Source organism: Bradyrhizobium sp. LA6.8 (genome assembly GCF_040547935.1).
Taxonomy (GTDB): domain Bacteria; phylum Pseudomonadota; class Alphaproteobacteria; order Rhizobiales; family Xanthobacteraceae; genus Bradyrhizobium; species Bradyrhizobium barranii.
Genome location: NZ_JBEPQQ010000001.1, coordinates 352,167 through 372,640, shown reverse-complemented (window position 1 = coordinate 372,640; position 20,474 = coordinate 352,167). Strand labels below are relative to the sequence as shown.

Genomic DNA, 20,474 nt, shown 5'->3' with positions numbered 1-20,474 from the left:
TCAGCGCACCAGATAGAGGATCGGGAACATGACGATCCAGACCAGATCGACCATGTGCCAGAAGGCGGCGCCGGTCTCGACGCCCGAGATCTCGGCGCGGCGGCAGACCACGGCAAGGATGATGATGCCGAGGCAGACGTGCAGGAGATGGAAGCCGGTCAGGAGGAAGTAGAGCGTGAAGAACGGGCTGGTTTCTAGGCCGATCCCGCGACCGATCTCTTCGGCATATTCGGTCAGCTTGATCGCGATGAAGAGGCCGCCGAGCGCCATGGCAATCAGTAGCCAGCGGCGCGATGCCCGCTTTTCACTGGCGCGCGCAGATCTGGTCGCCCTCGCCGCGGCCCAGCCGCTGGTCACCAGCACGATTGTGTTGAGGCCGGCGAGATTCGCGTTGAGCGCCGCCTGCCCCGCCGCGAACACAACGGGATGGATCGCCCGGGCAACGACGAAGGCGCCGAGGAACAGGCCGAAGGCGACGAGCTCGCTGAAGATCAGCACCCAGATCATGGGATCGCCGGGGAGATCTTCCAAGATTCCCCAGCCAGTTCCCTGTTGTTCGCAATCGGCCGCAGACATCGTCTTTCCGGATCAGGACACCGGCCAGACTTAGCTCAACCGTCCAGTTCGGAATTTGTCGCAGGACAAACTGGGAGGCCACCGGCGGAGATGTTTGCGCCGACGCAACGTCCCGCTCGCCGGAGCGCGGTACGAACAGACTCAGGGTTCGCAAAGAGCGGTGAGCAATGACATGAGCGATGCACAGATCGGGCTAATGACCGCGACACCCATCATCATCGCCTTCGCCATCGCGCTCCGGCGCATGGGCGTGCTGTCGACGGTGGCGACGGTATCGGCGGTGAGCCTCTCCGTCGCGATCGCGACGGTGCTGTTCACGACGCAGTAGCCGGGCGCTACCGATGAGGAAACGATCAGCTATCGCCGGTCGGGCGCCGTTCTCGGCAGGATGAGCTGAAACCGCGTCCCCGCGCCGGGCAGGCTCTCGAGCCGGAGCTGCCCACCCAGCCGGTCGACGACGATGCTGTGCACGATATGCAGACCGAGGCCGCTTGCGCCGTCGTGCCGGCGCGTGGTGAAGAACGGGTCGAAGGCCCGCCGTTCCACATCGGGAGCCATGCCGCAGCCGTCATCAGCAAACAGCAGCTCAACGTGGTCATCATTGACCGCACGGAGCGAGACGTTGATCGTCCCGGTCTCACCATCGGAGAACGCGTGCGTCATCGCATTGACTGCGAGGTTGGTGAGCACTTGGCCGAAAGGCCCGGGATAGCTGTCCATGGCGAGATTCGCTTCGCAGTGGAGGCTGAACGCGATGTCGCGCACCCGCAACTGCCGCTCGAACTGCGACAGAACCTGGCCGGCCAGCTCGCCTGCGTCGAAGCTGCGCCGAAGCGACTCGGTCTGGTCAGCCGCCACCTGCTTGAAGGATTGCACCCGCTCGGCGGCGCGACCGAGATTCGTGACCAGCTGCGCCGACGCATCGCTGACCAGTCCCAGAAACCCTGTCAGTGTCGAGCGCTTGAGATTACCCCGCGCGACCTCCGCCGCGAACTGCTCCGCCTTGCGCTGGAGCGTCGATGCCACCGTCAGACTGCTGCCGAGTGGCGTGTTGATCTCGTGCGCGACACCGGCAACCATGCGCCCGAGCGCCGCCAGCTTTTCCGCCTCGATCAGGGTGTCCTGGATATCGCGCAGATGGCGAAGCGCGGTCTCAGCGGCGTCCCTGGCGCTGCGAATCTCCCGCTCGGCGCGCTTGCGTTCGGTGATCTCCTCCGCCGCCACATTGACCGCGACAATCTCGCCATCCGGCATTCGCAGCGGGTGCCAATAAGTAACCCAGGAACGCTCCTCGACCTGATCGGCCCGCTGTCCCGCCACCTCGATACCGATCACGGGCTCGCCCGTCGCGACGATCGAGCGCACAATCTGCTCGACGGAATCCGCCAGGGCCGGCACGCAGTCCCTGACCGTATGTCCAAGATGGCCTTCGACGGATATGCCGCAGATCTCGGTCAGACGCTGGTTGATCAGCAAATAGCGGCAGTCCGGCGACAGACAGGCCAACCCGATCGGGGCGGTGTCGTAGATCAGCTGCAACGCCGGCAAAGTCGAGACCAGCATCAACTCCGAAGCCGGCGATGACCTCACTGTACTCGTCACTCAGGTTCCCCGTGGTCCCTTGCGTCGACCACATGAGATTAGCACGGAATTGACGATCGGTTGATCTAGATCAAGAAGACGCGCCGGCGCCTCTCGTTCCGAGGCTCTGGCGTGAATCGCCTCGTTCAAAACAGAACAAAGGCCCCGATCAATAAACCTGCAGCAAAGGAGCCTAGCCCGAGGGTGCAGACGGAAACGATGCGCAAGAGGATGCGAAGCCGGCCCTCAAATTCATCGTCTGTCATCTCGTGGATATGAGCCGCCACTGGTGCTGCCCTGCCCGTGCCCTGCTCGGCCCCCCCGGATCTAGTCCCCAAATCATGGTCATCGCGAGGCATCGGTTCCGGTCGCGATGCCGTGATCGAAATTGACGAAAATGGTAGTCGCCTGGCGGGGCGGCGCCAGAGCCTCCCCCGCGACGTGATTTTGCGCCTACCGCCGCTGGTTATACACGTCGATGCACACCGCCCCGAGCAGCACCAGGCCCTTGATCACCTGCTGATAGTCGATGCCGATGCCGAGGATGGACATGCCGTTGTTCATCACGCCCATGATCATGGCGCCGACCACGGCGCCGCCGACGCGCCCCACCCCGCCATAGGCCGAGGCGCCGCCGATGAAGCAGGCGGCGATGACGTCGAGCTCGAAGCCGAGGCCGGCCTTGGGAGTTGCGGTATTAAGGCGCGCGGCAAAGACGAGGCCGGCGAGCGCGGCCAGCACGCCCATGTTGACGAAGGTGAGGAAGGTCAGCCGCTCGGTCTTGATGCCCGACAGGCTTGCCGCCTTGGCGTTGCCGCCGACGGCATAGATCTGCCTGCCGATCACGGTGCGGCGGGTGACGAAGCCGTAGAGCGCGATCAAGGCGCTCATGATCACCAGCACGTTCGGCAGGCCGCGATAGGTCGCGATCAGGTAGGTGAAGTAGAGCACGGCGCAGGCCAGCACCACGCTCTTGCCAAGGAAGAACGCGTAAGGCTCGACCTCGATGCCGTGCGACTGCTCGCGCGCGCGGCTCTTGGCGCTGGCATAGACCAGCCCCAGCGCCAGCACCGCGCCGATCAGCATCGAGGTCGGATGCAGCGTGCCCGCTTCGGGCAGGAACTCCGGAATGAAGCCCGACGACAATTTCTGGAAGGTCGGCGGAAACGGCCCGAGCGACTGCCCCTGCAACACCGCGAGCGCAAGTCCCTTGAACACGAGCATGCCGGCCAGGGTCACGATGAAAGACGGTATCTTGAAATAGGCGACCCAATAGCCCTGCGCCGCGCCGATCGCAGCGCCGACCACGAGGCAGGCGATGAAGGCGAGCGTATAGTCGACCTTGTACGTCACCATCAGCAGGGCGGCGACCGCGCCGACGAAGCCCGCGACCGACCCCACCGAGAGGTCGATATGGCCGGTGACGATCACAAGCAGCATGCCGAGCGCCATGATGACGATGTAGCTGTTCTGGAGCACCAGATTGGTCAGGTTGAGCGGCTGGAGCAGCGTGCCGCCGGTCATGACCTGGAAGAACAGCATGATCGCGATCAACGACATGAGCATGCCGTAATTGCGCAAATTGTTCTTGATGAAGCTGCCGGTCCGGCGCTCCTCGGGCAGCGAAACCGTCTTGTCGGTCATGGCTGCAATCCTCCCATCTCCGCGGCCTCAGGCACGCCGTTTCCGTTGCTTCGTTCGTTGCGCATGATGGCGCGCATGATCTTCTCCTGCGTCGCCTCTGCCCCCTTGAACTCCCCGACGAAGGCGCCGTCGTTCATGACGCAGATGCGATCGCAGATACCGAGCAGCTCGGGCATCTCCGAGGAGATCACCACAACGCCGCGCCCGGCCTCCGCAAGCTCGTTGATGATACAGTAAATCTCGTATTTGGCACCGACATCGATGCCCCTTGTCGGCTCGTCCAGGATCAGGACCTTGGGATCGGTCATCAGCCATTTCGACAGCACCACTTTCTGCTGGTTGCCGCCGGAGAGCTGGCCGGTCTCCTGGTACACGTCGGAGCAGCGGATGCGCATGCGGCTCCGGTAGTCGCTGGCAACCTTCAGCTCGGCGATGTCGTCGATCACCCGGCCGGGTGCGACCTGGTCGAGGCTGGCGAGCGTGATGTTCTTGCGGACGTCATCGGCCAGGATCAAGCCCAGCTGCTTGCGGTCCTCGGTGACATAGGCAAGGCCGGCGTCGATCGCAGCCGCGACGCTCGGCAGCACGATCTCCCTGCCCTCGAGCCGGATCCGGCCGCTGATAGTGGTGCCCCAGGAGCGGCCGAACAGGCTCATGGCAAACTCGGTGCGGCCGGCGCCCATCAGCCCGGCAATGCCGACGACCTCGCCGCGCTTCACGCCGAAATTGACGTTCTTGATCACCTGCCGCTCGGGATGAATGGGGTGATAGACCGACCAGTTCTCGACGGTCAGGACAGGCGCGCCGATCTTCGCGCTGCGCTCGGGAAAGCGATGGGCGAGATCGCGGTTGACCATGCTGCGGATGATGCGGTCTTCCTGGATCGGCTCGCTGCGGCAGTCGATGCTGTCGACGGTGCGGCCGTCGCGCAGCACGGTGATGTGGTCGGCGACCTTGGCCACCTCGTTGAGCTTGTGCGAGATCAGGATCGAGCCGATGCCCTGCTCGCGGAAGGCCATCAGGCGTTCGAGCAGCGCGGCGCTGTCGGCCTCGTTGAGGCTCGCGGTCGGCTCGTCCAGGATCAGCATCCGCACCCGCTTGGACAGCGCCTTCGCGATCTCTACCAGCTGCTGCTTGCCGACGCCGAGGTCGGTGATCAGCGTATCCGGCGATTCCTTCAGGCCGACCTGCGCGAGCAGCTCGCGCGTGCGCCGGTAGACCTCGTCGCGATCGATGACGCCGAATTTTGACGGCGGATGCGACAGGAAGATGTTCTCCGCGATCGACATCAGCGGGATCAGCGCCAGCTCCTGGTGGATGATGATGATGCCGAGCGCCTCGGAATCGTTGATGTCGCGGAAGCGGCGCTCCTCGCCCTCGAAGACGATGGTGCCCTCGTAGCTGCCGTGCGGATAGACCCCGCTGAGCACTTTCATCAGTGTGGATTTGCCGGCACCGTTCTCGCCGACAAGCGCGTGGATCTGCCCGGCCTCGACCGAGAAGTTCACGTCACGCAGAGCCTGCACGCCTGAAAAGCTCTTGCTGACGTTGCGCATCTCCAGCATGGCGGTCATGATTTCACATCCCTCGATCGCTGCTAGTTCACCTCTCCCCGCTTGCGGGGAGAGGGAGAAGAGGCTCTCCCCGCGGGCGGGGAGAGTGGAAGGAAAGAAGCTTACTGGAACTGCGACTTCTTGTAGTAGCCGCTGTCGACCAGAGTCTTCTCCCAATTGTCCTTGTAGACCACGACCGGCTTCAAGAGATAGGACGGCACCGTCTTGGCGCCGTTCTCGTAGGTCTTGGTGTCGTTGACGGTGACCTGCTTGCCGGCGAGTGCGGCGTCGACCATGTCGGCGGTCACCTTGGCGAGGTCGCGGGTGTCCTTGAAGATGGTCGAGTACTGATCACCGCGCAGCATCGCCTTGATCGAGGGCACCTCGGCATCCTGGCCGCTGATGATCGGCATCGGCTGGCCGGCGCTGCCATAGCCCACGCCCTTCAGCGACGAGATGATGCCGATCGACAGGCCGTCATAGGGCGACAGCACCGCGTTGACCTTCTTGTTGCCGTAGTAGGCGCTGAGCAGATTGTCCATGCGCGCCTGTGCGGTGGCGCCGTCCCAGCGGAGCGTCGCGACCTTGTCCATGCCCATCTGGCCGGAGACGACGACGAGCTTGCCGCTGTCGATGTACGGCTTCAGCACGCTCATCGCGCCGTTGTAGAAGAAGTAGGCGTTGTTGTCGTCGGGCGAGCCGCCGAACAGCTCGATGTTGAATGGGCCCTTGCCGTCCTTGAGGCCGAGCCCCTGCACGAGCGATTCCGCCTGCAGCACGCCGACCTGGAAATTGTCAAAGGTCGCGTAATAGTCGACGTTCGGCGTGCCGCGGATCAGGCGGTCATAGGCGATCACGGTGATGCCTTTTGCTTTCGCCTGCTTGAGCACGTCGGACAGCGTGGTGCCGTCGATCGCGGCGATCACCAGCGCTTTCGCACCCTTGGTCACCATGTTCTCGACCTGCGAGAGCTGGTTCGGGATGTCGTCCTCGGCATATTGCAGGTCGGTGTTGTAGCCGCGCTCCTTCAGCACCTTGACCATGTTGTTGCCGTCGTCGATCCAGCGCGCCGACGATTTCGTCGGCATGGCTATGCCGACCGTCGCCTTGTCCTGGGCGGAGGCGGTGACGCCTGAGGCCATCGTCGCTGCGCCGGCCAGCGCCAGCGCGAGGAATGTCGTCTTCAGTTTCAGCATGTTTTACTCCCTTGGGTGTCAGACTGTTTCTTCGTTTCGTCGAGAACGTTGGTCGTGTGCGGCTTCGAGCCTCCTATGCGAGCGTGACGTCAGGCTCCGCGCGACCACGCGCGGATGCCTGCAACAGGAAAGTGCAGCCGGCTTGCGGATCGGCGGCGCGCGCCGCGGCGTCCATATCCTGCCAGGCCGACGTGACGAGGAGGCGCGACAGATCAGGGCCGACGAAGGCCGGGCAGCTCGACTGCCTTGCCGGCACGCGCAGCGAGCGCAGGCGCTCGCCTTGCGGAGAGTAGACATCGATCCGGCCCGCACCCCAGCAGGCGTTCCAGATCTGCCCGTCGGCGTCGCACACCGAGCCGTCGAGGCCCCCGATGCCGGTGTGGCGCAGCAGAACGTCCGGCTCGCCTCGCGGCAAGCCGGTCGCCGGATCAAGCGGAACGGCGTAGAGCACGGCGCGCGCGGTGTCGGCGAAGTAGCCGGTCGCACCATCAGGTGAAAAGCAGATCGAATTGGGAATGGTGATGCGGGGGAACAGCATCGAGATCTTGCCGCGATGGAATGCGTAGATCGCGCCTGCTCCTGCCTCCGCATTGCGGCCCATGGTGCCGATCCAGAACGTGCCGGACTGATGCACACGGGCATCGTTGGAGCGCGTCGCGGGATTGTCGGCTTCAAGCGGACAGACCAGCGTCAACGCGCCGTCGGCGAGCTTGCGGATGTAGATGCCGTCTTCGGCGACGATCAACTGGCGCTCGGCGTCGATGCGCCCGAGACCGCTCGCCATCCGGCCGAGCGCGTGGACACGAATGCTGCCGCTGCCGAGATGCGCCTCGAACAGCCGCCCCTCGCGGATATCGAACCACCAGGCCGTGTCGGTGCTCAAATCATAGGTCGGCCCCTCGCCGAGATGGCACGGATCGTCCGAGAGCACCGAGGTCGGCACCTCTTCCATCATGGCGTCCTCACTCCAAAGCGATAGACCGTGTGATGGCGGTAGACCTCGCCGGGATTGAGGCGCGGGCTCGGGAAATCCGGCCGGTTCGGCGCATCCGGCCAGATGTGCGGCTCGAGACACATGGCATCCGACTGCCGGATCAGCTTGCCGCCCTTGCCCGAGATCGTGCCGTCGAGATAGTTGCCGGAATAGACCTGAAGGCCGGGCTGATTGGTCAGGAGCTCCATGATGCGCCCCGAACGCGGCGCCTCCAGCCGGGCCGCGAAAGCAAGCTTGCCAACACGCCCGAGACAGTAGGTATGGTCGTAGCCCTTGCCGTTCCGCAATTGCTGATCGCTCTCGCGGATGCGCGCGCCGACGGCCTCGCCGTCGCGGAAGTCGAACGGCGTTCCGGCCACCGCGCGCGGCGGCTCAGGCAACGGAATGGCGGTGGGATCGATGGCGAGGAAATGCTCGGCGGCGACCGTCAGCTTGTGGTCGAGAATGGGCGTGCCTGAGGTCGCGCCTTCCAGATTGAAGAAGCTGTGATTGGTCAGGTTGACGATGGTCGGTCGGTCGGTTCGCGCCTCCATCGTCAACGACAGCTCGGCCGGGCCGGTGACGCAATAGGTCAGACGTACGTCGAGCCGGCCGGGATAATTTTCTTCGCCATGCGGACTCGAATAGGTGAGCGTGACGCCCGGCTCCGCGCCGTCGTCGATGGCGGCGATCTCCCAGAGCTTGCGATCGAACCCGTCGAGGCCGCCATGCAGCGCATTCGGACCGTTGTTGACCGGAAGCTGCACCGTTTCGCCGTCCAGCGAAAATCGTCCGCTGGCAATGCGGTTGGCGTAGCGGCCGACGGTGGCACCGAAGAACTTTCGTTCGGCGAGATAACCGGCGAACGCGTCATGGCCGAGCACGACGTCGTCGTAACCGCCTTTGGCGTCCGGCGCGATGAGCGCCTGGATCACCGCGCCATGGGTGATGATGCGGGCTTCGAACCCGCCCTCCCCGCGCAGCGCGATGCGCTCGACGTTGCGACCGTCCGGCAGCGTTCCGAAGATGTCTTTTGTTATTTTTGAGCCAGCCATGTTCAGTCCACAAACGGTTCGACGATGTTGCGCTTGCCGAGCAGGAAGGCATCGGCAACGAGACGCAGCGGCGCCAGGTCGACGTCGCGCGCGCCGGTCGCGGTGAGCTTGACGAAGCGCCCGTACAGCTCGCGATATTCCTGATCGGGCGCCTCGGCAACGGTCTCGCCGTCGATCGCCATGCGCCGGCCGCCACCCGACAACGTCATTCGGCCCTGGTCCGTCTCGACGAGAATATCCCAACTCTGCGGTCCGGTCTGGCGGAAATCGAATTCGGCGGTCACAGGCAGGCCGCCAATGTCGGTCAGCGTCAGGTTCGCGGCGATCGGGGCCTGGCAATTGGCTGGAAAGGCCAGCTCGGCCGCGGTGACGAACACCGGCCGGGGCAGAATACGGGTCAGGATCGAGAGCGCGTTGATGCCGGGATCGAACACGCCGAGCCCGCCCGGCTCCCAGATCCAGCCCTGCCCGGGATGCCAGACGCGAACGTCTTCCTTCCAGTTGATGTGCACAGACTTGATCCGCCGCGTGAGAAGCCACGCGCGCGCCGGCTCGACCGCGGGCGCATAGCGCGAATGCCAGGTCGCAAACAGCGTTCGCTTGGCTTCCTCCGCCATCGCGATCAGCGGGTCGAGCTCGGCGACGCCGGTGCCGGGCGGCTTCTCCAGCATCACGTGCTTGCCGGCAGCGAGCGCCGCGGCGGCCTGGGCGCGCCGTACCTGCGGCGGCGTGCAGAGCGAGACGGCATCGATCGGCGGTCCCTTTTCCAGCAGTTCCTCGATGGTCGCAAAATGCGGCACGCCCGGCAGCGATGCGTTGCGGCTCGCGACGGCCGCGAGCGTCGCGCCCGCCGTCGCAGCAATCGCACCGACATGCTGGTCGCGCGCGATCTTGCCGAAGCCGACGATGGCAATGCGAAGTTCGGTCACGCTTTTTCTCCAATATCCGCGGACGGCAGCGCCTCGGCCTCGTGGCGGCGCATACCGTTGTGAATGACATAAACCATCGCTTCCGAGGCGGTCTGGGCGTCGCCGGCGGCGATGCCATCGACGATCTTCTGGTGCCAGAGCAGCACGGTGTCACGGTCCTCCGGCTCGACCGGTGCACTGAGCAGGAAGGAGGCGCGCAGGGCGGCCTCGATGACGTGGCCGATCGAGCGCATGAACAGATTGCCCGACGCGCGCGCCACCGCAACATGGAGCGCGAGGTCGGCGTCGGCAAAGCCGACGGAATCGGAAGCCTCAAACCGCATGCGGTCCATGCAACGACGGAGCTCGGCGAGGTCGTCCTCGGACCGCTGCGCCGCAGCCAGCATGGCCGCGCGCGGCTCGACCGCGAGGCGAATCTCGGCGAGGTCGTTGAGGAAGCGCTTGTCGATGCCGGCGTCCAGATGCCAGGCCAGCACGTCGGCGTCGAACATGTTCCAGGCGGCGCGCTCGCGCACGACCGTGCCGACGCGGGCCTTGGTGGTGAGCAGGCCCTTGGCGACCAAGGTCTTCACGCTCTCGCGCAGCACCGGTCGCGACACGCCGAACATCGCAATCATCTCGGCATCACCAGGCAGGCGCGTTCCCTCGGCGTAGCGGCCGGCGATGATGTCGACGCCGATCGAGCGGGCCACTTCCGCATGGTTGGAGTGAGCCCGGCGCGTCGGGATGACGACGATGCGCGACGTCATGTGGCTGCTCCTGCGCGCTTCGCCGCCGGCCGCCGCGCGAGCGCGACCAGCCCCTGCTGCAAGGCGATGAAGGCAAACAGTAGCACGCCGGTCGCGATCTTGGTCCACCAGCTCGACAGCGTTCCGTCGAAATTGATGTAGGTCTGGATCAGGCCCTGGATCAGCACACCGAGGAAGGTGCCGATCACCGAGCCCTGCCCGCCCGTGAGCAGCGTGCCGCCGATCACGACGGCCGCGATGGTGTCGAGCTCGACGCCGACCGCGGAGAGCGAGTAGCCGGCGCTCGTGTAGAAGGAGAACACGATGCCGGCGATGCCCGCGAGCAGGCTCGACAGCATGTAGATCCTCACCGTCATCTTGCCGACGGCAACGCCCATCAGGCTCGCGGTCGCCCGGCTGCCGCCGAGCGCGTAGACATTGGCGCCGAACCGGGTGAGATGCAGCAGCAAGGCGCCGCCGATCACGATCACGAGCATGATGATGGCAATCGCCGTCAATCGCCCTCCGCCGGGCATCCGCAGCGCGAAGTCCGACACGGTGGAATAGACCGGCGCGGTGATCGGCACCGATTCCGTCGAGAGCAGGAAGCTCGCGCCGCGGGCCAGGAACATCCCCGCCAGCGTCACGATGAACGGCGGCAGGTCGAAGACATGGATCACCGCGCCCATCGCCGCTCCGAAGGCCGCCGAGAGCGCGAGGATCGCGACGAAGGCAAGCAGCGGCGGCACGCCCCAGCGCTCGATCGCAAGCGCCACGAACACCGTGGTGAAACCGATCACCGAGCCGACCGAGAGGTCGATGCCGCCGGAGATGATGACGAAGGTCATGCCGGTCGCGACGATGCCGAGAAAGGCGTTGTCGGTGAGGAGATTGCCGACTACGCGGGTCGAGGCGATGTTGGGGAATTGCACGGCGCAGAGCGCAAAGCCGGCAACCAGCACGATGGCGGTGATGAGGACGGGCGGCAGGCCTTTCATGCTTTGGACCTCCGCAGCCGCGCGGCGATCCCGGCAATCCCCGAAAATTTCGACGATTGCAGCAGCAGCACCGTCATCACCACCACCGCTTTGACCAGCAAATTGAACTCCGGCGGGTAGCCCGACAGCAGAATGCCGGTGTTCATGGTCTGGATGATCAACGCACCGAGCACGGCCAGCACGAGGCTGAAACGGCCGCCGAACAGGGAGGTGCCGCCGATCACCACCGCGAGGATGGCGTCGAGCTCGAGCCAGAGGCCGGCATTGTTGGCATCCGCGCCCATGATGTCGGCCGCCGCGATCACGCCGGCGAGCGCGGCGCAGACGCCGCACCAGACGTAGACAGCCAGGATCATCGCACGCGTGCCGACGCCGGCAAGCTCGCTCGCCCGCGCGTTGCCGCCGGTCGCCTCGATCAGCAGTCCGAGCGCCGAACCGCGCACCACCGCGCCGGTGAGAATCAGCATGCCCAGGGCGATCACGACCGGCATCGGCACGCCGAGCACCGCGCCATTGCCAAGCCAGACCAGATCCGGCGAGGAGAAGGTCACGATACGCCCCTCGGTAATGAGCTGCGCGATGCCGCGTCCTGCCACCATCAGGATCAGCGTCGCCACGATCGGCTGCATGCCGAGCACCGCGACGAGAAATCCGTTCCACAATCCGCAGATCAGGCCAGCGCCGAGCGCGGCCGCGAGGACCACGGCCAGACTGTGCGTGTCGGCAAGGCTCGCCGCGATCGCGCCCGAGATGGCCATGACCGCACCGACCGACAGATCGATGCCGCGCGTCGCGATCACCAGCACCATGCCGAGCGAGAGCAGCGCCACCGGCGTGCCGCGGTTGAGTACGTCGATCAGGCTGCCGAACAGCCGGCCGTCCTGGAGGCGCAGATCGAAGAATTGCGGTGACACGATGCGATCGACCGCCAGGATGACGATCAACGCGAGGATCTGGGCAAGTCCGCGGCGCGGCAACAGCGCTGTCATGCCCGGCCCTCATGCGCGCCATCGGCGGCGATGGCCGCGAGAATGTTGCCGACGTCGATCGCCTCGCCCGCGAGCACCTCGACATGGGCGCGGTCGCGCAGCACGACCACGCGGTCGGAATAGGTCACGATCTCATCCAGCTCGGAGGAGATCACGAGCAGCGCCAGTCCGTCGTCGCAGAGCTCGCGGATCAGGCGGATGATCTCGGCATGCGCGCCGACGTCGATGCCGCGGGTCGGCTCGTCCAGCACCAGGAGGCGCGGCGAGGTCGCGAGCCAGCGCGCCAGCAGCACCTTCTGCTGATTGCCGCCGGACAGCAGCCCCACGGCGCGCTCCGGATCGGGCGGGCGGATGTCGAGCATCTTGACGTAGCGGCTTGCGATCTCGTCCTGCTCGCGGCGCGACAGCGGCCGGTGCAGGCCGCGCTTGGCCTGGAGCGCGAGCACGATGTTCTCGCGCACGGTGAGTTCGGCGACGATGCCGTCGGTCTTGCGTTCCTCCGGGCAATAGCCAAAACCGTGGCGCACGCCGTCGCGTGGCGATTGCAGCCGCACGGGCGCCCCCTCCACCCTCGCCTGCCCCCCATCGGCGCGCTCGGCACCGAACACCAACCGCGCCGTCTCGGTCCGGCCCGAGCCGAGCAGGCCGGCGAGACCCACGACCTCGCCATGGCGCAGCTCGAGATTGAACGGCGCGACATAGCCGGCCTTGCCGTAGTTCTCGAAACTCGCGCAGACCTCGCGCGCCTGATGCTCTCCCGCCGACGCGCGGGCGCTAGTGGTCTCGGCCAGCTCGCGGCCGAGCATCATCCGGATCAACTCGAGCCGCGGCAACGATGCGGTCTCGCGCTCACCGACCAGGCGGCCGTTGCGCAACACCGTGATGCGGTCGGAGATCTCGTAGACCTGATCGAGGAAGTGACTGACGAATACGATGCCGATGCCGCGCTTGGCGAGCTGACGCATGATGCCAAAGAGAATCTCGACCTCGTGACGGTCGAGGCTCGCGGTGGGCTCGTCCAGGATCAGCACGCGCGCGGAGAGATCGACGGCCCGCGCAATCGCGGTGACGTGCTGGATGGCGACGGAATAGCTACCGAGCGGCGCGGCGACGTCGATATCGAGGCCGAAGTCCGTGAGAAGCGCCTTGGCGCGGCGCCGCATCTCGCCTTCACGTACGATGCCGAAGCGCATCGGCTGCCGGTCGAGGAACAGGTTCTGCGCGACCGAGAGATTCGGCAGCAGATTGACCTCCTGGTAGACGGTGGCGATACCGGCCTCGAGCGCGGCCTTGGCCGAGCGCGGCGCGACCTCCTCGCCGCCGAGCCGGACGATGCCGGCATCGCGGGGGAATACGCCGGTGATCACCTTGATCATCGTGGATTTGCCGGCGCCGTTCTCACCGAGCAACGCATGAATCTCGCCGGCACGAAGCGTGAAGTCGACCTCCTGCAACGCACGCACAGCACCGAAGCTTTTGCTGATCCCGCGCACCTCCAGCAGGGAAGGAGCAGGATCGGGGCTGTTCTCCATAACGACGTCACTCCCACCGGCGTCCGCTTATGCTGCGGACACCCAGCCTATTCGTTCGCGCAGCGGTTTCGAAGGGGGCTGCCGGACCACAACGCGCGGTCCGGCGCGGCACCCCGCCTCAGTAACCGAGGCCCTTCTTGCTGTCGTAGATCTTCTGCGGATCGTCAGCCGCTGTATAGAGCTTGGAGTCGGTCTGGATCCACTTGGGCGGCACCGTGCCCTTGTCCTTGAAGGCCGCGATGGCATCCAGCGCGGGGCCGGCCATGTTCGGGGTCAGCTCGACGGTGGCGTTGGCTTCGCCGGCGGCCATGGCCTTGAAGATGTCGGGGACCGCATCGATCGAGACGGTGAGGATCTCCTTGCCCGGCTTGAGGCCGGCTTCCTTCATCGCCTGGATCGCGCCGACCATCATGTCGTCATTGTGCGCGTAGACGGCGCAGATCGACTTGCCGCCGCCTTCGGCCTTGATGAAGCTCTCCATCACCTCCTTGCCCTTGGCGCGGGTGAAGTCGCCGGTCTGGCTGCGCACCACCTTGAGGTTCGCATGCTTGGCGATGGCGGTGTCGAAGCCCTTCTTGCGGTTGGCGGCGACGCTGGCGCCGACCGTGCCCTGCAATTCGACGACGTTGCAGGCCTTGCCGCCAACGGTCTTGGCCAACCAGTCGCCGGCAACCGCGCCTTCATGCACGCTGTCGGAGGTCACGGCGGTGAGATAGAGCTCCTTGCCGGAGGGATCGATGTCGCGGTCGAGCAGCACGACCGGAATCTTGGCCTCCTTGGCTTCCTTCAGCACCGAGTCCCAGCCGGTCGAGACCACAGGTGCAAGGAAGATCGCATCGACGTTCTGCGCGATGAAGGAGCGGATCGCCTTGATCTGGTTCTCCTGCTTCTGCTGCGCGTCGGCGATCTTGAGATTGACCTTTCGCTTGGCAGCCTCCTGCTTGGAGACCGACGTCTCGGCCGCGCGCCAGCCGGATTCCGATCCGATCTGCGAGAAGCCGATGGTGAGCTCGGCGGCGCTGGCCGGCAGCGCGAGCAGCAACGCGGCCGTGGCGCTGGCCGCAAAGAGGGCTTTGAGGGTCATCAGGCGTATCTCCCAAGAAGTCATCTTGTGTTATCTCGAGCGCCGATCGGTAGCATGGCACCCGCAGGCCGGCCTTTGAGGCGGCGGGAGGGACTATTTCACGGAAGATGAGTTCCGACTAGTCATATTATTTGACTATTCGCGCGAAACTTCGATTTGGCGGGATGGACGGTTCAATGACACGCCCAGCGCGATTTTGTTCCGTGGATGCAACGGGGAGATGAAGGAATATGTGCGGCCCGCAATCTCTCCTCCGCGTCATTGCGAGCGCAGCGAAGCAATCCAGAAACTGTCCACGCAGGGACTCTGGATTGCTTCGCTACGCTCGCAATGACGGTGTGGATAGAGTTCGGCGTAGGTCGACCAAATCGACTCGCGGAGAGTCCGCGTCACCCGGATTGCATCTTCGATGCAATCCGGCTCTCCCCGCGTGCGGGGAGAGGCGAAGGGTAGCGGAGCTAAATCAGCTTCCGTTGCGCGAGGTTCTTCATCAGCGCGCCGATTCCAAACGTCCAGGGCTCGCACTCGTCGCTGGTGCGCATGCGGTTGATGAGCTTGCCGAGCTGTGGTGCTGCGATCGTGACGATGTCGTCGCGCTTGTGGGTGAACCCCTGCCCCGGCGCATCGCGATCCTTGACGGGTGCGAACATCGTGCCGAGGAACAGCACGAAGCCATCGGGATATTGATGCACCTTGCCGATCGTCTGCTCGACGAGGTCCGTGGGATCGCGACTGATCATGCTGATCGAGGAATGGCCGTCGAGAACGAAACCGTCCGCGCCCTTCACGTTCAGGCTGATGTCGAGCTTGCGGGCGTCGTCGAGTGTGAAGGTGTCGTCGAACAGGCGCAGCAGCGGCCCGATCGCGCAGGAGGCGTTGTTGTCCTTGGCCTTCGACAACAGCAGCGCTGAACGCCCCTCGAAGTCGCGCAGATTGACGTCGTTGCCGAGCGCGCCGCCGACGATCTTGCCGCGGCTCGAGACGAACAGCACGAGCTCGGGCTCGGGATTGTTCCAGGTCGACTTCGGATGCAGGCCGGCATCCATGCCGGTGCCGACTGACGACAGCGTCGGCGCCTTGGTGAAGACCTCGGCATCCGGACCGATACCGACTTCGAGATATTGGCTCCAGGCGTTCTGATCGATCAGCACCTGCTTCAAATGCATCGCCTGGTCGGAGCCCGGCTTGAGCTTTGACAGATCGTCGCCGATCAGCCGCGTCACTTCTTTCCGGATCGCTTCGGCCGAGGCCGGATTGCCCTTGGCCCGCTCTTCGATGACGCGCTCCAGCATCGAGATGGCAAAGGTGACGCCGGCGGCCTTCAGGGTCTGGAGATCGAGGGGCGCAAGCAGCCACGGCTTTTTCGGATCGCGCCCATCCGGCGCCGTGTTGGCCACGATCGCTTCGAGATCGCCGATGCGCTCGCCCTTGACCGCGGCGAGCGCCTTGGCCGGATTGTCTTCCTCGCAGAGCGCGCTGACGGTCGGAAACCGGGCGGTGACGTCGAAGACGCCGTCTCCATGGACGGCGACAACGGCCGGACCGTTCGCCTGCGGCAGCAAGACGCGGCCGACCAGCGTCCCCTTCGTTCCGTCCTCGGGGAGAAGATCTCTAACAGACAGTGTCGTCATGGCCGCGTCCTCGCTCTTTCTCGGATCGGCCACGCTGAAATAGCAGCCGATCCCATTGGCGAAGACCAATAAACGTCTGGCAGGGGAAGTCCAGACCGGCAGCGAAGAGCCGCTATGCCCCTGCCCGGGCCTTCATGCGCCTGCTCGCGCTTTGCGCGCCGCGATCTGCTGGAGCGCCCAGCGCGCGTTCTTGCGGACGTCAGGGTCGGCATCGTCGGCAATGACGGCCAGGAACGCCTCGCCGTCGGGATGGGCGATCTCGCCGAGCGCCGCCGCCGCCTCCTTCCGCAAATTGGCCTGGTCGTGGTTGATGCAATTGCCGATCGGGCGTACCGCGCGCTCGATCTTCATCTTGCCGAGGCTGCGGATCGCCTTCAGCCGCACCTGCCAGAATTCATCGGCGAGCGAGCCGACAAGCTGATCGGCCGCGAGCGAGCCGTTGACGTTGAGGCCCAGCGTTTCCGCGGCCATCTCGCGCACCATCCAGTCCGAGTCCTTCAGCCCGCGTGTGATCGTCTCGGCCGCGGGCTTCAGCTGCGAGAACGCCAGCGCGCTCACCGCGGCGCGCCGCACATGCGCATCGGGATCGTTGATCAGCGCGGTCAGCGCGGGAATGGATTCCTCCAGCTTGAGGAAGCCGATCACGCCGATCGCCTGCACGCGAACGGCGGCATCCTGATCCAGGAGCGCTTCCAGCGCCGGCTTCAGCGTGTCCTTGCAGCGCAGCTCCTTCAACGCGCGCAGCGCGCCCATGCGGACGAAGGCGTGGGCGTGCTTGACCAGCGGCAGGATGATCTCGGCGCAGGCCGGATCCTTGAACTCGGCCATGCTGTCGGCCGCGGCCGCCGCCACGATTCGTTCGGGATCGACCAGCAGCTTGACCAGCCCACTCGCGGCTTCCGGCCCGTCGAATTCGCCGAGCGCCATCGCCACCTGCTGGCGCACGCCGGCGTCGGGATCGGCGACCATGTTGGCGAGATGCGCAACCGCCGCGGGATCGCCGGAATGCCCGAGCGCGATGATGGCGACGCGGCGCTCGGCGGGATCGGCGGCCTGAAGCCGCTCATCGGCGTCTTCGAGGTCGTCATAGGACTCGAACGGGCTCGACATGATCACCTCAACAGATAGGGAATGTTGACGGTGACGGCGCCGGTCGGGCAATCGGCCTCGCAAGGCATGCAGTACCAGCACTCGTCATAGGCCATGTAGGCCTTGCCGGTCATGTCGCTGATGCGGAGCACATCGAGCGGACAGACGTCGACGCATACGGTGCAGCCCTTGTCGGCGATGCATTTGGCGTCGTCGACGACCACCGGAACCGATGTCTGATAGGACGCGAGAGGCATTTTATGTCTCCTGTTGCGATGTTGCGGTGGATCAGGCGGAGGCGCGGATGCGCTGCTTGTCGTAGAGGTCCTTCTCGTCGTCGGCGATCGGCACGACATAGGGCTCCACGGCGCGCTTCTCGCTGGTCATCTTGCCGTTCTGCTTGGAGAGCAGCGTGTGGCAGAACCAGTTCTCGTTGTCCTTCTCCGGGAAATCCGTGCGCCAGTGATAGAGGCCCCAGCGGCTCTCCTCGCGGTACAACGAGGCGTGCACCGCCATGTCGGCGCAGTCCATGATCGACTGCACTTCGAGCGCACGAAGCAGCTCGTGCGCATTGCGCGCGATCATGTGCTCCTGCATGTCCTCCCGCGTCTCGGCGAGGCGGCGCATGCCGAGCTCGTATTTGCGGGTGACCTTCGGCGGCTGGAGATAGTCGTTGACGAGGCGGCGGGTCTTGTACTCGACCTGGTTCGGCGGAATGCCGTCCTCGCGTTTAGTCGGCGCCAGCACGCGGTCGCGCTCCAGCGCGACATCGGCGGCATCGAACTCCGCAAAGTCGTGGTTCTCGGCGAACTCCATGGCATCGATACCGGCGACCGAACCGTTGGTGAAGGCGCCGAGCATGTAATTATGCGGCACGCTGGCCATATCGCCGGCGGCATAGAGGCCGGGCACCGTCGTGCGGGCATTGTCGTCGACGAACACACCGGAGGCGCTGTGGCCGGAGCAGAACCCGATCTCGGAGATGTGCATCTCGATCGACTCGCTGCGATAATCGACGCCGCGCCCCTGCTGGAACAGGCCGCGCGTCGGACGCTCGACCTTGTGCAGCGTGGATTCGATCTCCGAGATGGTGTCGGGATGGAGATGCTTGAGCTGGAGGAACACCGGGCCCTTGCCTGACAGCAACTCGTTGTAGAATTCCAGCATCATCTGGCCGGACCAGTAGTCGCACTCGATGAAGCGTGATCCCTCGTTGTTGGCGGTGAAGGCGCCGAAGGGACCGGCGACATAGGCGCAGGCCGGGCCGTTATAATCCTTGATCAGCGGATTGATCTGGTAGCATTCGAGGTTCGCGAGCGCGGCGCCGGCGTGATAGGCCATGGCATAGCCGTCGCCGGAATTGGCGGCGTTCTCGTAGGTGCCGAACATGTAGCCGGAGGTCGGCAGGCCGAGGCGGCCGGCGGCGCCCATGCAGAGGATCACGGCCTTGGCCTTGATCACCAGGATCTCGGCAGTGCGGGTATTGACGGAGATCGCACCGGCGATGCGGCCGTCGCTGGACTTCAGCAGCCGCGTCGCCATGTAGCGGTTGGAGATCAGGATGCGGGCGCGGCGGAGCTGGCGGTACAGCGCTTTCTTCACGGTCTCGCCGTTCGGCATCGGCAGAACATAGGTGCCGATGTGATGCACCTTCTTGACGGCGTAATCGCCGTTCTCGTTCTTCAGGAAGCGGATGCCGAAGCTGTCGAGCTCTTCGATGATCTTGTAGCAATTTTGCGCGTATTTGTAGACCGCCTTCTGATCGACGATGCCGTCGTTCGCAATGGTGATTTCCTTGGTGTACTGCTCCGGCGTGGCGTAGCCGGGGATGACGGCGTTGTTGAGCCCGTCCATGCCCATCGAGATCGCGCCGGAGCGCTTGACGTTGGCCTTTTCGAGCAGGACGACATTGGCCTTCGGGTTCTTCAGCTTCGCCTTCAGCGCCGCCATCGGGCCGGCCGTGCCGCCGCCGATGACGAGCACGTCGCAGGAAACCTCCGAAAGTCCGTCGACGATCTCATCTAGTGCCATCACTTGCTCCTGGTTCGCCGGTCCGGCGCCTTTGCATCAGATTTGTTCAGGTGGTTGTCCGGCGATAGCAATTAGTTGTCGCCGGGACGCGATTTGCGCCTCAGCGCTCGACGAAGGCCTTTTCAATGACGAAATGGCCGGGCTGGCTGTGGTTACCCTCGACAAAGCCGCGCGCGGCAAACATCGCGGGGAGTTCCTCGAGCATCGCCGGGCTGCCGCACAGCATGATGCGGTCGGTCTCGATATCGAGACCGGATTGGCCGATGTCGTCGAACAGCTGATTGGAGGCGATCAGGTCGGTGATGCGGCCGCGGTTTTTGAACGGCTCGCGGGTGACGGTCGGGTAGTAGACGAGCTTGTCGCGGATCAGGGGGCCGAAGAATTCGTGATTGCGCAGGTCGTCGACGAGGTGCTCACCATAGGCGAGCTCCGAAACCTGGCGGCAGCCATGGGCGAGCACGATGGTCTCGTAATTCTCATAGACGTCGGGGTCCTTGATCAGGCTGGCGAAGGGCGCGAGGCCCGTGCCGGTCGAGAGCAGCAGCAGGCGCTTTCCAGGGATGAGGTTGCCGGTGATCAGCGTGCCCGTCGCCTTGCGGCCGACCAGGATGATGTCGCCCTCCCGGATCTTCTGGAGGCGCGAGGTCAGCGGGCCGTCCTGCACCTTGATCGAAAAAAATTCGAGCGCCTCCTCGTGATTGGCGCTCGCCATGCTGTAGGCCCGCATCAACGGCTTGCCCTCGACTTCGAGCCCGATCATCGCGAACTGGCCGTTCAGGAAACGGAAGCCCGGATCGCGCGTCGCCGTGAAGCTGAACAGGCTATCGGTCCAGTGCCGGACCGACAAAACCGTTTCCTTCTGAAATGCGCTCATGCTCTCTCCTC

General features: G+C 64.9%; 19 protein-coding genes. 1 reads left to right on the top strand and 18 read right to left on the bottom strand.

The genetic code is table 11. The features are described from left to right. A complete protein-coding gene (locus tag ABIA90_RS01570) occupies positions 1-576 on the bottom strand; it encodes a cytochrome c oxidase subunit 3 family protein (RefSeq protein WP_354117035.1) in 576 nt (191 codons plus the stop codon). Positions 577-748: 172 nt separating this feature from the next. Here ABIA90_RS01570 and ABIA90_RS01565 point away from each other — a divergent pair, with 172 nt between their 5' ends. Further along, on the top strand, positions 749-904 hold the full coding sequence (locus tag ABIA90_RS01565) for a hypothetical protein (protein ID WP_085965373.1): 156 nt from the start codon (positions 749-751) through the stop codon (positions 902-904). A gap of 29 nt (positions 905-933) precedes the next feature. Here ABIA90_RS01565 and ABIA90_RS01560 read toward each other — a convergent pair whose 3' ends face one another. From ABIA90_RS01560 to ABIA90_RS01480, 17 genes are all read right to left on the bottom strand, one after another. Continuing rightward, the gene (locus tag ABIA90_RS01560; protein WP_354117034.1) at positions 934-2,139 is read right to left on the bottom strand and encodes a sensor histidine kinase; all 1,206 of its coding nucleotides are present in this window, start codon (positions 2,137-2,139) and stop codon (positions 934-936) included. Between the two features lie 471 nt (positions 2,140-2,610). Next, positions 2,611-3,801, bottom strand: coding sequence for a multiple monosaccharide ABC transporter permease (mmsB, locus tag ABIA90_RS01555; RefSeq protein ID WP_063984477.1), 1,191 nt, complete (start codon positions 3,799-3,801; stop codon positions 2,611-2,613). Beyond that, positions 3,798-5,375, bottom strand: coding sequence for a multiple monosaccharide ABC transporter ATP-binding protein (gene mmsA / locus ABIA90_RS01550; protein WP_247308658.1), 1,578 nt, complete (start codon positions 5,373-5,375; stop codon positions 3,798-3,800). Before mmsA ends, mmsB begins: the two co-directional genes overlap by 4 nt. A 101-nt stretch (positions 5,376-5,476) precedes the next feature. Then, entirely contained in the window at positions 5,477-6,550 is a 1,074-nt protein-coding gene (gene chvE / locus ABIA90_RS01545) for a multiple monosaccharide ABC transporter substrate-binding protein (RefSeq protein WP_166098133.1), read from the bottom strand. 73 nt (positions 6,551-6,623) lie between these two features. Continuing rightward, positions 6,624-7,502 carry an SMP-30/gluconolactonase/LRE family protein gene (locus ABIA90_RS01540; protein ID WP_354117614.1) on the bottom strand — a complete coding sequence of 293 codons (879 nt, stop codon included), beginning with the start codon at positions 7,500-7,502 and terminating at the stop codon, positions 6,624-6,626. Next, entirely contained in the window at positions 7,502-8,578 is a 1,077-nt protein-coding gene (locus ABIA90_RS01535) for an aldose epimerase family protein (protein WP_354117033.1), read from the bottom strand. The genes ABIA90_RS01540 and ABIA90_RS01535 overlap by 1 nt, the downstream gene beginning before the upstream one ends. Before the next feature lie 2 nt (positions 8,579-8,580). Continuing rightward, positions 8,581-9,507 (bottom strand): Gfo/Idh/MocA family protein, encoded by a 927-nt coding sequence (locus tag ABIA90_RS01530; protein WP_354117032.1) that lies wholly within the window; start codon positions 9,505-9,507, stop codon positions 8,581-8,583. Beyond that, on the bottom strand, positions 9,504-10,256 hold the full coding sequence (locus ABIA90_RS01525; RefSeq protein WP_028150313.1) for a FadR/GntR family transcriptional regulator: 753 nt from the start codon (positions 10,254-10,256) through the stop codon (positions 9,504-9,506). Before ABIA90_RS01525 ends, ABIA90_RS01530 begins: the two co-directional genes overlap by 4 nt. Next, complete coding sequence (yjfF, locus tag ABIA90_RS01520; RefSeq protein ID WP_071915510.1) at positions 10,253-11,233, bottom strand: galactofuranose ABC transporter, permease protein YjfF; 981 nt, start codon at positions 11,231-11,233, stop codon at positions 10,253-10,255. Before yjfF ends, ABIA90_RS01525 begins: the two co-directional genes overlap by 4 nt. Beyond that, the gene (locus tag ABIA90_RS01515; protein WP_354117031.1) at positions 11,230-12,222 is read right to left on the bottom strand and encodes an ABC transporter permease; all 993 of its coding nucleotides are present in this window, start codon (positions 12,220-12,222) and stop codon (positions 11,230-11,232) included. The genes yjfF and ABIA90_RS01515 overlap by 4 nt, the downstream gene beginning before the upstream one ends. Then, a complete protein-coding gene (locus ABIA90_RS01510; protein ID WP_354117030.1) occupies positions 12,219-13,754 on the bottom strand; it encodes a sugar ABC transporter ATP-binding protein in 1,536 nt (511 codons plus the stop codon). Before ABIA90_RS01510 ends, ABIA90_RS01515 begins: the two co-directional genes overlap by 4 nt. 118 nt (positions 13,755-13,872) lie before the next feature. Continuing rightward, positions 13,873-14,838, bottom strand: coding sequence for a galactofuranose ABC transporter, galactofuranose-binding protein YtfQ (ytfQ, locus tag ABIA90_RS01505; RefSeq protein WP_071915513.1), 966 nt, complete (start codon positions 14,836-14,838; stop codon positions 13,873-13,875). Positions 14,839-15,296: 458 nt separating this feature from the next. Then, positions 15,297-16,469, bottom strand: a complete 1,173-nt coding sequence (locus ABIA90_RS01500) for a fumarylacetoacetate hydrolase family protein (RefSeq protein ID WP_354117029.1) — start codon at positions 16,467-16,469, stop codon at positions 15,297-15,299. Between the two features lie 132 nt (positions 16,470-16,601). Further along, entirely contained in the window at positions 16,602-17,579 is a 978-nt protein-coding gene (locus ABIA90_RS01495; protein WP_354117028.1) for a HEAT repeat domain-containing protein, read from the bottom strand. A 2-nt stretch (positions 17,580-17,581) separates the two neighbouring features. After that, a complete protein-coding gene (locus tag ABIA90_RS01490; RefSeq protein ID WP_008141081.1) occupies positions 17,582-17,815 on the bottom strand; it encodes a 4Fe-4S dicluster domain-containing protein in 234 nt (77 codons plus the stop codon). 31 nt (positions 17,816-17,846) lie between these two features. After that, a complete protein-coding gene (locus ABIA90_RS01485; protein ID WP_354117027.1) occupies positions 17,847-19,589 on the bottom strand; it encodes a fumarate reductase/succinate dehydrogenase flavoprotein subunit in 1,743 nt (580 codons plus the stop codon). A gap of 100 nt (positions 19,590-19,689) precedes the next feature. Then, the gene (locus ABIA90_RS01480; RefSeq protein WP_354117026.1) at positions 19,690-20,463 is read right to left on the bottom strand and encodes a ferredoxin--NADP reductase; all 774 of its coding nucleotides are present in this window, start codon (positions 20,461-20,463) and stop codon (positions 19,690-19,692) included. Positions 20,464-20,474: the final 11 nt, after the last annotated feature.

What these genes read in the sequence shown, in the direction of transcription:
- ytfQ (WP_071915513.1), bottom strand. Translation starts at nt 14,838, where the DNA reads ATGACCCTCAAAGCCCTCTTTGCGGCCAGCGCCACGGCCGCGTTGCTG.
- yjfF (WP_071915510.1), bottom strand. Translation starts at nt 11,233, where the DNA reads ATGAAAGGCCTGCCGCCCGTCCTCATCACCGCCATCGTGCTGGTTGCC.
- ABIA90_RS01490 (WP_008141081.1), bottom strand. Translation starts at nt 17,815, where the DNA reads ATGCCTCTCGCGTCCTATCAGACATCGGTTCCGGTGGTCGTCGACGAC.
- ABIA90_RS01525 (WP_028150313.1), bottom strand. Translation starts at nt 10,256, where the DNA reads ATGACGTCGCGCATCGTCGTCATCCCGACGCGCCGGGCTCACTCCAAC.
- ABIA90_RS01560 (WP_354117034.1), bottom strand. Translation starts at nt 2,139, where the DNA reads ATGCTGGTCTCGACTTTGCCGGCGTTGCAGCTGATCTACGACACCGCC.
- ABIA90_RS01495 (WP_354117028.1), bottom strand. Translation starts at nt 17,579, where the DNA reads ATGTCGAGCCCGTTCGAGTCCTATGACGACCTCGAAGACGCCGATGAG.
- ABIA90_RS01570 (WP_354117035.1), bottom strand. Translation starts at nt 576, where the DNA reads ATGTCTGCGGCCGATTGCGAACAACAGGGAACTGGCTGGGGAATCTTG.
- ABIA90_RS01535 (WP_354117033.1), bottom strand. Translation starts at nt 8,578, where the DNA reads ATGGCTGGCTCAAAAATAACAAAAGACATCTTCGGAACGCTGCCGGAC.
- mmsB (WP_063984477.1), bottom strand. Translation starts at nt 3,801, where the DNA reads ATGACCGACAAGACGGTTTCGCTGCCCGAGGAGCGCCGGACCGGCAGC.
- ABIA90_RS01480 (WP_354117026.1), bottom strand. Translation starts at nt 20,463, where the DNA reads ATGAGCGCATTTCAGAAGGAAACGGTTTTGTCGGTCCGGCACTGGACC.
- ABIA90_RS01510 (WP_354117030.1), bottom strand. Translation starts at nt 13,754, where the DNA reads ATGGAGAACAGCCCCGATCCTGCTCCTTCCCTGCTGGAGGTGCGCGGG.
- ABIA90_RS01565 (WP_085965373.1), top strand. Translation starts at nt 749, where the DNA reads ATGAGCGATGCACAGATCGGGCTAATGACCGCGACACCCATCATCATC.
- ABIA90_RS01515 (WP_354117031.1), bottom strand. Translation starts at nt 12,222, where the DNA reads ATGACAGCGCTGTTGCCGCGCCGCGGACTTGCCCAGATCCTCGCGTTG.
- mmsA (WP_247308658.1), bottom strand. Translation starts at nt 5,375, where the DNA reads ATGACCGCCATGCTGGAGATGCGCAACGTCAGCAAGAGCTTTTCAGGC.
- chvE (WP_166098133.1), bottom strand. Translation starts at nt 6,550, where the DNA reads ATGCTGAAACTGAAGACGACATTCCTCGCGCTGGCGCTGGCCGGCGCA.
- ABIA90_RS01540 (WP_354117614.1), bottom strand. Translation starts at nt 7,502, where the DNA reads ATGGAAGAGGTGCCGACCTCGGTGCTCTCGGACGATCCGTGCCATCTC.
- ABIA90_RS01485 (WP_354117027.1), bottom strand. Translation starts at nt 19,589, where the DNA reads ATGGCACTAGATGAGATCGTCGACGGACTTTCGGAGGTTTCCTGCGAC.
- ABIA90_RS01500 (WP_354117029.1), bottom strand. Translation starts at nt 16,469, where the DNA reads ATGACGACACTGTCTGTTAGAGATCTTCTCCCCGAGGACGGAACGAAG.